Source organism: Nocardia sp. NPDC004582 (assembly GCF_053602115.1).
In genome coordinates, this window is the sequence record NZ_JBSGCY010000081.1 from 20220 (window position 1) to 29775 (window position 9556).

At 70.5% G+C, this 9556-nt stretch carries 11 protein-coding genes; 7 read left to right on the forward strand and 4 right to left on the reverse strand.

From position 1 onward, the window contains the following. The first annotated feature begins 256 nt into the window (after positions 1–256). Genes ACWELJ_RS21680 through ACWELJ_RS21690 form a run of 3 tightly spaced genes read left to right on the forward strand, consistent with a single transcriptional unit; the run spans position 257 to position 2164 of the window. The gene (locus ACWELJ_RS21680; RefSeq protein WP_357282123.1) at positions 257–706 is read left to right on the forward strand and encodes an HIT family protein; all 450 of its coding nucleotides are present in this window, start codon (positions 257–259) and stop codon (positions 704–706) included. Next, positions 703–1521, forward strand: coding sequence for a maleylpyruvate isomerase family mycothiol-dependent enzyme (locus tag ACWELJ_RS21685; RefSeq protein WP_452367944.1), 819 nt, complete (start codon positions 703–705; stop codon positions 1519–1521). Before ACWELJ_RS21680 ends, ACWELJ_RS21685 begins: the two co-directional genes overlap by 4 nt. Positions 1522–1525: 4 nt before the next feature. Beyond that, positions 1526–2164, forward strand: a complete 639-nt coding sequence (locus tag ACWELJ_RS21690) for a Type 1 glutamine amidotransferase-like domain-containing protein (RefSeq protein ID WP_452367945.1) — start codon at positions 1526–1528, stop codon at positions 2162–2164. A gap of 94 nt (positions 2165–2258) precedes the next feature. Here ACWELJ_RS21690 and ACWELJ_RS21695 read toward each other — a convergent pair whose 3' ends face one another. Next, on the reverse strand, positions 2259–3698 hold the full coding sequence (locus ACWELJ_RS21695) for an MFS transporter (protein ID WP_452367946.1): 1440 nt from the start codon (positions 3696–3698) through the stop codon (positions 2259–2261). Between the two features lie 59 nt (positions 3699–3757). Between ACWELJ_RS21695 and ACWELJ_RS21700 the strand changes: the two genes are divergently transcribed. Then, positions 3758–4294: a MarR family winged helix-turn-helix transcriptional regulator gene (locus ACWELJ_RS21700; RefSeq protein WP_452367947.1), complete on the forward strand. Its 537-nt coding sequence runs from the start codon at positions 3758–3760 to the stop codon at positions 4292–4294. Between the two features lie 3 nt (positions 4295–4297). Here ACWELJ_RS21700 and ACWELJ_RS21705 read toward each other — a convergent pair whose 3' ends face one another. Continuing rightward, positions 4298–5539, reverse strand: coding sequence for an MFS transporter (locus ACWELJ_RS21705; protein WP_452367948.1), 1242 nt, complete (start codon positions 5537–5539; stop codon positions 4298–4300). Between the two features lie 161 nt (positions 5540–5700). On the opposite strand from ACWELJ_RS21705, the gene ACWELJ_RS21710 reads away from it, so the two are divergent. Next, a complete protein-coding gene (locus ACWELJ_RS21710; RefSeq protein WP_452367949.1) occupies positions 5701–6021 on the forward strand; it encodes a hypothetical protein in 321 nt (106 codons plus the stop codon). On the opposite strand, the gene ACWELJ_RS21715 is transcribed toward ACWELJ_RS21710, so the two are convergent. Continuing rightward, on the reverse strand, positions 6018–6905 hold the full coding sequence (locus ACWELJ_RS21715) for an NAD(P)H-binding protein (protein ID WP_452367950.1): 888 nt from the start codon (positions 6903–6905) through the stop codon (positions 6018–6020). The two genes, ACWELJ_RS21710 and ACWELJ_RS21715, sit on opposite strands and share 4 nt — an antisense overlap. A 74-nt stretch (positions 6906–6979) precedes the next feature. Between ACWELJ_RS21715 and ACWELJ_RS21720 the strand changes: the two genes are divergently transcribed. Together ACWELJ_RS21720 and ACWELJ_RS21725 are read left to right on the forward strand one after the other, a co-directional pair. Next, on the forward strand, positions 6980–7936 hold the full coding sequence (locus ACWELJ_RS21720; RefSeq protein ID WP_452367951.1) for a cupin domain-containing protein: 957 nt from the start codon (positions 6980–6982) through the stop codon (positions 7934–7936). Positions 7937–8028: 92 nt separating this feature from the next. Beyond that, on the forward strand, positions 8029–8460 hold the full coding sequence (locus ACWELJ_RS21725; RefSeq protein ID WP_452367952.1) for an acyl-CoA thioesterase: 432 nt from the start codon (positions 8029–8031) through the stop codon (positions 8458–8460). Here the strand turns inward: ACWELJ_RS21725 and ACWELJ_RS21730 are convergent. Further along, positions 8457–9556 (reverse strand): dihydrolipoamide acetyltransferase family protein (locus ACWELJ_RS21730; protein ID WP_452367953.1); only part of this gene is annotated, 1100 nt, incomplete at its 5' end. The genes ACWELJ_RS21725 and ACWELJ_RS21730 overlap by 4 nt on opposite strands.

The window sequence follows — 9556 nt, forward strand, 5'->3', positions numbered from 1 at the left end:
GTGGTCCGAACTTACTGTGCAGTAAGTTCGTGAGAATTCTCGCAACTGTACCTGGTTCGCGGTGAGCGTAGCCGAGATGCCCATCACATGGTGTGGCGGGAAAACCGGACAACTCCATGCTCGGCCGGGGTTCTCCCGGCGTCGAACACGATCGAATCGTTGATGCTACTGGTCGGTAGCTCTGGGGCCGGTTGTGCCGGTATCGGGGGCCGGTAGGGGGTGTCGCGCATCACCTGTACGCCGTAATGTCTGCATGGTGAGTGGCTGCATCTTCTGCCGGATCGTCGCGGGCGACGCACCCGCGACCAAGATCTTCGAGGACGACCATCTGGTCGCCTTCCTCGACGTCCGGCCGATCACCCGGGGGCACACCCTGGTGATCCCCAAGCGGCATGCGACCGATCTCGACGAACTCGACCCGGAGATGGGCGCCCGCCTGTTCGGCTTCGGGCACCGCCTGGCCAAGTCGATGCGCCGGGCGGGTCTCACCGCCGACGGCGCGAACCTGCTCATCAATGACGGCAAGGCCGCCTTCCAGACCGTTCATCACGTGCACCTGCACGTGATTCCCCGCCATCACGGCGACACCCTGCGCTTCGCGAAGGGCTTCGTACTGCGCCGCCCGCACGACACCGAGCGCACCGCCGCGGCACTGCGGGCCGGACTGGACCGGCTCGCCGATGAGGAAAGGGAGACCACCGCATGACCGACACGGTGCCGGACCGCGCCGAGATCACCGCCCTTTTATCCGACCAGTGGGACGCCCTCACCCGGCTGGTGGGCGGGCTGGACGAAAACGAGTGGCGCACGTCATCGCCGCTGCCGGGCTGGACGGTCTTCGACGTCATCGCCCACGTGGTCGGCACCGAATCGCTGCTGCTGGGCGAGCCGACCCCCGACGCCGAGGTCTCCGGCGACCACATCCGCAACGACATCGGCGCGCTCAACGAGAAGTGGATCGCATCGCTGCGCCCGCTGGCCGGCGCCCAACTGCTGGACCGCTTCCTCGACGTCACCGGCCGCCGCCTGAAGGCGCTCGAGCAGATCGGCTCGGAGGCGTGGGCCGAGGCGGTGCCGACCCCGGTGGGCATGGCCCCCTACGGCCGGTTCATGCGCATCCGCCTGTTCGACTGCTGGATGCACGAGCACGACATCGCCGACGCGCTCGGCGTCTCCGTCGACGAGGGCGGGGAGCGCGGCGCGCAGGCCTACGCCGAGCTGCTGACCGCCCTCGGACGGGCCGCGGTCAAAGGCGCGGGCGCGCCGGACGGTGCGCGCATCACCGTCGAGCTGACCGGTCCGGTGCCGCGGACCCTGCACATGGCGGTCGACGGCGGCCGCGCGAACCTGGTCGAGACGCTCGACGGCCCGGCCACCACGGTCGTCACCATGGACTCGGGTCTGTTCGCCCGGCTGCGCGGCGGTCGCACCACCGCGGACGCGCACGCGGGGGAGTTCACCCTCTCCGGTGACACGGATCTCGGCAACCGCCTGGTCCGCAGCCTCGCCTTCACGATCTGACCCCGTGCGACTGTTCCTGTCCAGCTACCGTTTCGGCGCGCACCAGCGACGACTGCTCGACCTGGTGGGCACGCCCGGCCCGGTGGCCGTCATCGCCAATGCCTGTGACGCCTGGCCCTCGGCCTGGCAGAGCGCCGTCACCAGCGATCTGATGCCCTTGCGCCGCTTGGGTTTCCAGCCCGAGGTGCTCGACCTGCGCGACCACCTCGGCCGCCCGGACGAGGTGGAGCGACGGCTGCGCGAATTCCCGATGGTGTGGGTGCGCGGCGGCAACACCTTCGTGCTGCGCGCCCAATTCGCCCGCAGCGGAGCCGATCTCGCCCTGATGAAACTGCTCGCGGAGGATGCCCTGGTCTACGCGGGCTACAGCGCCGGGGCCTGCGTGATGACCCCCGACTTCCACGGCATCGAGGCCATCGACGACCCGGGCGAGGTCCGCGCCGCCTGCGGCGTCGAACCGCGCTGGGACGGTCTCGGCCTGGTCGACCGCCGCATCGTCCCGCACCTGGATTCCCCGACCGACCCGCGGGGGCTGTCCCGGAAACTGGTGCGCGACTACGTCGCCGACGGGATTCCACACTGGGCACTCACCGACGACCACGTGGTCGTCGTCGACGGTGAGAGCACGACGGTCCTGACCTAGACCTGGCAAAAGCCTGCGCACGACGAGGATGCGCAGGCTTTTCCGTTTCCCCGGTAGGGGTTTCAGGGCGAAGCCCTGAGAGTTACGAGAGTTGTCAATTCCCCTTGTGGCGCAGGCCGTGTCCCAGGGCGACGGCCGCCGCGCCGAAGGCGCCGATGGCCAGCGTCGCGAAGCTCGCGACGTACGCGCCCTCGGTCGGCACGGCGTGCGCGCCCAGCTTCAGCACGTGGGCGGTCAGGATCGAGCCGGTGATCGCGCCCGCGATCGAGCCGCCCGCGGTCCGCACCAGTGAGTTGATGCCCGACGCGATGCCGCTCTCGCTCATCGGCACGTGCTGCACGGCGAGGGTGCCCAGCGCCGCGTAGCCGATGCCGAAACCGATGCCCTGCAGCGCGTTCGCGATGACCATGTCGTAGCCGTGGCCGTGCGAGAAGGCCAGCCAGCCCATCGACAGTCCGGCGAAGGTCGCGCCGATGGCGAGGGTGTAGGCGGGTCCGATCTTGGCGGAGATGCGGCCGGTGTTGAAGGAGAAGAAGGTCATCAGCGCCGCGCTCGGGATGCCGTAGAGGCCGACCGACAGCACGGTCCCGGACAGGCCGTAGCCGACCTTGTCCGCGGGCGTCTGAATGAAGTTGGAGACCAGCGAGAACGCGCCGAACATGGAGAAGCCGAGCAGCGCGGAGGCCACGTTGGCCGACAGCGACTGCGGGCCGACGAGCAGCTGCAGGCGCACCAGCGGCTGTTCGACCTTCAGCTCCACGAACACCCAGACGGCGGTGAGCACCGCGGCGGCCGCGAACATGCCGATGACCGAGCCGGAGCCCCAGCCCCAGCGCGGGCCTTCGCTGATGCCGAGCAGCAGGCAGATCAGCAGCGCGGCCAGCAGGGCCGCGCCGATGAAGTCGGGCTTGCCGCCGTGGCGGACGCCATTGTTCTTGGCGCTCACCTGGATCAGCACGGTGGCGACCACGCCGAGACCCGCGGTCAGCCAGAAGACCGGGTGCGGGTTGGTGGTGTGGTCGGCGATGACACCGGTGGCCAGCAGTCCGATGGTGCCGCCGACGCCCATGGTGCCGGACACGACTCCGATCGCGCGGACCAATCTCTCGCGCGGGAAGGTGTCGCGGATGATGCCGATGGCGAGCGGGATCATGGCCGACGAGATGCCTTGCAGCGCCCGGCCGAAGATATAGACGGGCAGCGTGGTGGCGAAGGCGCACACGACCGAGCCGACGATGAGCACGCCCATGGTGACCATGACCATCGGCTTCTTGCCGTACATGTCGCCGAAGCGGGAGAGCAGCGGCGTGGCGACCGCGCCGGAGAGCAGCGCGGCGGTGAACAGCCAGGTGACCCCGGCGACGTCGGTGTGCAACTGCACGATGAAGCGGGGCAGCAGTGGAATCACGACGGTCTGCTGCAAGGACACGACCAGACCGGCCGCAGACAATGCGAGCAGGGTGAGGGCGAGGTGGGCCTTCGAAGGTTCGACGGGTTTCGACACGTCGACCTGACCGACAGCGGTCGTAGTCATCAGGTGGTCCTTTGGTTTACTTACCAAAATTAAGTAAATGGGTTTCGTAAGATAACCACATGCCGCGATCGGAAGCCATTCCCGCCACTGAAGTTGACGCAGGTCACATCGTCGAACTGGAGCGCGCGCTGGCCCGTATCGCGTATCTGCTGACCCGCGTCCGCCGCCACGACAAGGCCATGGTCCAGTGCGGCCTCACCATGGACCGGGCCAGCGTCCCGCTGCTGCGCCTGCTCGCCGACGCCCCCGAGCCCATGCGCCTGGGCGAGCTGGCCGCCCGCCTCGACGTGGAGGCCCCGCACGTGAGCCGCCAGATCCAGCGCCTCGAGAAGGCGGGCTACGTCGAACGCGTCGCCGACCCCGATGACCGCCGCGCCCAGCGCGTCGGCCCCACCGCCTCGGGCCGCCGGGCCGTCGAGGCCGTCCGCGAGGTGATGCGCGGCTGGATGGCCGAGGCCCTGGCCGACTGGACCACCGATGACCTCAAGGCCGTCTCCGCCCTCAACCACCGCATGGTCGACGCCTTCCTGGACCACGCCGAATTCATCGGCGACCTCGGCGCCACCGCGCGCGACCGGCCGGGCAAGTCCGCCTGATCCTCACTCGCGCGCCGAGCCCGGTGCGGCGACGGCCCGAGCACCCCACGCGCACAACAGCATCGCGCACAACGGCACCCCCATCGCGGTGGTCAGCGGCATGACCTTGCTGAGCCACCCGATGATCGCCGGCCCCGCCAGCAACCCCACATAACCGAGCCCGAACACCCGCGACATATCCGTGGCGGAGGTTGCCGAGCCGAGATTCCCGGCCGCGGTGAACACCTGCGGCACGCCCCCGGCCAGCCCGATCCCGCACAGCGCCCAGCCCGCGATGGTCAGCGGCAGCCACCCGGACAGCACGATGACCCCGAAACCGATGGCCGCCAAGGCCGTTCCCCAGCGCAGCACGCCCATCCGGCCGAAGCGGCCGCTGACCCGGTCCGCGCCGAACCGCCCGGCGGTCATGGTCAGGGAGAACGCGGTGAAGGCCAGCGCGGCGGCGCCCGCGTCGACGCCGAGCCGATCCCGGACCTGCAGCGCGCTCCAGTCCGCGGCGACGCCCTCGGCCATCAGCAGTGCGAACGCGATCAGGCCCAGGGCCACGACCTTCCGTCCGATCCGCCCCGCGGGTTTGCCCTCCGCGGCCGGTGTCGAGGCTCCGGTGGCCGGAAGATGCTGGGCCGCCGCCGGATCGACATGCGTGCCCGGCACGTCGTCCCCCGCCGGAGCGGTGTGCGGGAGCAGCGCCGGAATCGCCACCACCGTGACGGCGAGCCCGACCGTCGTAGTCAGGGTGAACGTGACGGGCAGGGACCAGTGCGCGTGCTGGGCGGCCGCCCCGAAGGCCGAGCCGAGGAATCCGCCGCAGGAGAAGAAGGCGTGGAACGCGGACATGATGGGCCGGGCGTAGGCCCGCTCGATGTGCACTGCCTGCGCGTTCATCGAGACGTCCAGCGCGCCGTTGGCGAAACCGAAGACGCACAGGAACACCCCGAGCGCGACGGAAGAGGCGGCGTGGGCCGGGCCGAGCAGGGTCAGGGCCAGCAGGGCGACGGCCGCCGCGGTGAGCGTGCGGCTGCCCACCCGGTCCGCCAATGGCCCGGCGGTCTGCATGCCCACGATGGCGCAGGCCGCCATGAGCAGGATCAGCATGCCCAACAGGGGCGGTGAGACGCCGGTGCGCGCGGTGACGGCGGGGATGTGCACGATCCACACGGCCGAAAGCATCCCGTTGAGCCCGAACACCGCGAACAGCGCCAGGCGCGCCTTCCGGAGGCGGGGAGCGGACGTCGCGGCGGCCATCGGTACGACGCTACCGGGTGCACCCGGCATCTCCCGGGGTTTCGCGATCCGTTCCGGCGGCGTCGACGGTCGGGGCCGCGATCCGAATCGGCTGCGGGGCAAGCTGTTTGCCCCGACTTCCAGGGCTACCGGTTGCTCAGCGGCCGGTGCGAGAGTGTCTCATGAAGTTCAAACGCTGCATTTTCACTCTCGCGGCCGTGGGGCTCGCTCCCTTCGCGACCATGGCCACGGCACACGCCGTGGATCCGGTGCCCAGCCCTCAGCCCACCGAGTGCTACCCGTACTCGCTCTTCGGCACCATCGCCGCCAAGTGCTACACGCGAGCCGAGTACCTGCAGCACACCATGGAGGCGCTCAACCCGGCCTCCGGATCCTCCGCGCTCACCTCCGGATCGTCCGACATCACGTCCGGAACGTCCATCCTCACCGGACTTCCCAGGCTCCTCGGAGCCACTGGATCCTCGGGTTCCGCCGGAAGCTAGGCCGCCCCGGCGGAACGCCGGGGCCCTCGAGCGTCCGCCGCGGCCTTCCAGACTCCGTCCGCGGCGGCCGCGCGCGCATAGTCGGCGAAGTCGCGCGGCGCGCGGCCCAGCGCCCGCCACACCCCGTCGGCGACGGGCGAGTTGCGGCCGTCGAGCACCGTGCCGAACAGGTAGTCCAGCAGGCTGATCTCATCGGCCGGGACCCCGTAGGAGATCAGAGCCGCCACGAAACCCGTTCGGGTGAGCGGGATGTAGGCGATCTCGCGGCCCGACGCCGCGCCGATCTCGGCCACCGCCGTGGCGAAGCTGATCGCGCGCGGGCCGGTCAGTTCGTACACCTGCCCGGCGTGCCGGTCGTCGAGCAGCGCGGCCGCCGCCACCTCGGCGACGTCATCGGCGTGCACGAACGGCTCCGGCATGTCACCGGCGGGCAGGGCCACCTCGCCGGCCCGGACCGAGTCGGCGAACGCGCCCTCGTCGAAATTCTGCGCGAACCAGGCGCACCGCACCACCGTCCACGACAGGCCCGAATCCCGCACGATGCCTTCGCATTCCAGGGCCTCGGGCTCGCCGCGGCCGGACAGCAGCACCACGGTGCGCACCCCGGCCGCGGCGGCCCGGTCGCAGAACGCCTTGATGTCGGCGGGCGCGCCCGGCATCGCGAGATCCGGTTGGTAGGACAGGTATACGGCGTCGACGCCGTCCAGTGCGGCCGCCCAGGTTTCACGGTCGGTCCAGTCGAACGGTATTGCGGCCGTGCGGGAACCGGCCCGCACGGGCACGCCGCGCGCGGTCAGCAGGGCGGCCACCCGGCGTCCGGTCTTGCCGTTCGCGCCGAGGACGAGGACGGTGTTCGTGCTGTTCGGGATGGTTTCGTTGATCATGTGACGAGTACACCGGGATTCGGCGAGCGCGAACATGGTTGAGAAGCGCCCGGGCATTTGCCATCGTCTTTGTCATGGATGCGTTGGCCAGTCTGCTCGAAGGACCACGGGCGCGAGCGGCATTCGTGATGCGCTCGTCGTTCGACCCGCCGTGGTCCCTGCGAATTCGGGACGAGGCCCCGCTGACCGTGGTGGCGGTGGTGCGGGGCGGCGGCTGGGTGCTGCCGGAACCCAAGAGCGGCAAGCCGGGTCCGCCGCGGCAGCTGCGCACCGGCGATATCGCCATCTTCCGCGGCCCCGACCATTACGTGGTGGCCGACGATCCGGGCACGGCCCCGCAGGTGCTCATCGAACCCGGCAATATCACCACCACCCTGGACGGCGAAGTCCTGTGCGAGGCACTGAGTCTGGGCGTGCGCAGCTGGGGCACCAGCGCCGACGCCGAGACCGTGCTGGTCACCGGCACCTACGAGCACGAGTCGGCGGCCAGTCGCCGGCTGCTGCGCGCCTTGCCGCCGATCGCGGTGCTCGGCCGCGGCGAGATCGACTCCCGCGTGCTGGATCTGCTGGTCGACGAGTCCGCCAAGGACCTGCCCGCGCAGGGGGCCATGCTGGACCGACTATTGGACCTGCTGCTCATCGCCGCGCTGCGCGCCTGGTTCTCCCGCGCCGACGCCCCCGCCTGGTATCACGCTTACGGTGACCCGCTGGTCGGCAAGGCCCTGCGGCTCATGCAGCACAATCCCGCCCACCCGTGGACGGTCGCCTCGCTGGCCGCCGAGGTCGGCGTCTCCCGGGCCGCGCTGGCCCGCCGCTTCACCGAACTGGTCGGCGAGCCGCCCATGGCCTTCCTCACCGACTGGCGCCTGGCCCTGGCCGCCGACCTGCTCCACGAATCCGACGCCACCCTCGAGGCCATCGCCCGCCGCGTCGGCTACGGCAGCGCCTTCGCCCTGTCCACCGCCTTCAAACGCCACTACGGCATCAGCCCCCGCGACCATCGCGCCACACCGGACGAACGCTCCGCCTGAATACACGGCGGACCGGGCCTCGGCTGCAGCCGCTAAGGTTCGTGTTCGGTAAACCTCGACGCGAACCCGACCGGAGCGAAGCGGAGGGCAAGATGACTGAGTACCCGGTGTTGTGGCCCGTGCCGACGCGCTGGGCGGACAACGACCACTACGGGCACGTCAACAACGTGACGTACTACTCGTACTTCGACACGGCCGTGAACGCCTGGCTGATCAGCGCGACCGGGACCGATATCCGGGACCTGCACGCCATCGGCGTGGTGGCCCAGACCTCCTGCACGTTCCTGGGTTCGATCAGCTTCCCGGACATGCTGCGGGTGGGCATCCGGGTGGCGCGGCTGGGCAATTCGAGCATCAACTACGAGCTGGCCATCTTCCGGGACGGCGGTGACCAGCTGGAGCTGGCCGCCACCGGCACCTTCACGCACGTCTACGTGGACGAGCAGACCCGCAAGCCGGTGCCGATCCCGGCGGTCATCCGGGCGGCCGCCGAGCCGCTGGTGGTCGCGCGGGCCGAGAACTAGACCCTGCTCAGCAGGGTCAGCGGATCCTCCAGCAGGGCGGCCACGCTCGCCAGGAACCGCGACCCCTGCTCGCCGTCGATCATCCGGTGGTCGAAGCTCAGCCCCAGGCTGGTCACCCAGCGCACGGCCAGTTCGTCGCGATGCACCCACGGCCGCTTGCGGATCGAGCCCAGGCACAGGATGGCCGCCTCGCCCGGATTCACCAGCGGCACACCGGTGTCCACGCCGAACACGCCGACATTGGTGATGGTGAAGGTGCCGCCGGTCAGATCGGTGGGGGTGGCGGTGCCGCCGCGCGCCTTGGCGGCCGCCCCGGCGATCTCCAGGCACAGGTCGCGCAAGGTGAACCCTTGCGCCTCCTTGAGATTGGGCACCAGCAGCCCGCGTTCGGTGGCGACCGCGAAGCCCAGGTTCACATAGTGCTTGGTGACGATCTCCTGATTCGCCTCGTCCCAGGCGGCATTGATCTCCGGGAACTCGGTGAGCGCCGCCAGCGCGGCCCGGGCTACCAGCGCGAGCGGGGTGAGGGTGAGCCCGGTGAAGCTGGGTGTCGTGCGCAGATGCTCGAGCAACTCCATGGACGCGGTGAAGTCCGTGGTCACGAAGGTGCTGGCCTGTGGAATGTGCTGGGCGCTGGCCACCATGGCGGCGGCGGTGCGCTTGCGGATGCCGCTGATCGGCGTGCGGGTCTCGCGTTCGGCGGGGACGGCGCGGGCGCCGCCGAGCGCCGGATGCATGGGCGTCACCTCGGGCGCGTGCGGCGTCACCGGCAGCGCGGTGAGGGTGGCCGGCGGCGGGGTGTGGATCGGAATATGACCGGTGCCCAGGGATTCCGGCCGCATGCCGTGCAGATCCTCGATGGTGACCGCGCCCTGCGGCCCGGTGCCGATCACGGTGCTCAGGTCGATCCCGATCTCGCGGGCCAGTTTCCGGGCGGCGGGCGTGGCGGCGGGCCGCCCGGCGGGCGCGGAACTGCCGAGCCCTTCCGGGCCGTCCGAACCCATGGCGCGGCGGCCCGGAACACCCGGCGCGTCACCCGTTTTCGCGGCCCCGCGCGCGGCGCGGCGCGACACCGGCTCGCTGTCGGGGCCGTAAC

Coding starts and splice junctions, on each gene's coding strand:
- ACWELJ_RS21685 (WP_452367944.1), top strand. CDS start 703: ATGACCGACACGGTGCCGGACCGCGCCGAGATCACCGCCCTTTTATCC.
- ACWELJ_RS21695 (WP_452367946.1), bottom strand. CDS start 3,698: ATGACTACGACCGCTGTCGGTCAGGTCGACGTGTCGAAACCCGTCGAA.
- ACWELJ_RS21700 (WP_452367947.1), top strand. CDS start 3,758: ATGCCGCGATCGGAAGCCATTCCCGCCACTGAAGTTGACGCAGGTCAC.
- ACWELJ_RS21705 (WP_452367948.1), bottom strand. CDS start 5,539: ATGGCCGCCGCGACGTCCGCTCCCCGCCTCCGGAAGGCGCGCCTGGCG.
- ACWELJ_RS21710 (WP_452367949.1), top strand. CDS start 5,701: ATGAAGTTCAAACGCTGCATTTTCACTCTCGCGGCCGTGGGGCTCGCT.
- ACWELJ_RS21715 (WP_452367950.1), bottom strand. CDS start 6,905: ATGATCAACGAAACCATCCCGAACAGCACGAACACCGTCCTCGTCCTC.
- ACWELJ_RS21720 (WP_452367951.1), top strand. CDS start 6,980: ATGGATGCGTTGGCCAGTCTGCTCGAAGGACCACGGGCGCGAGCGGCA.
- ACWELJ_RS21725 (WP_452367952.1), top strand. CDS start 8,029: ATGACTGAGTACCCGGTGTTGTGGCCCGTGCCGACGCGCTGGGCGGAC.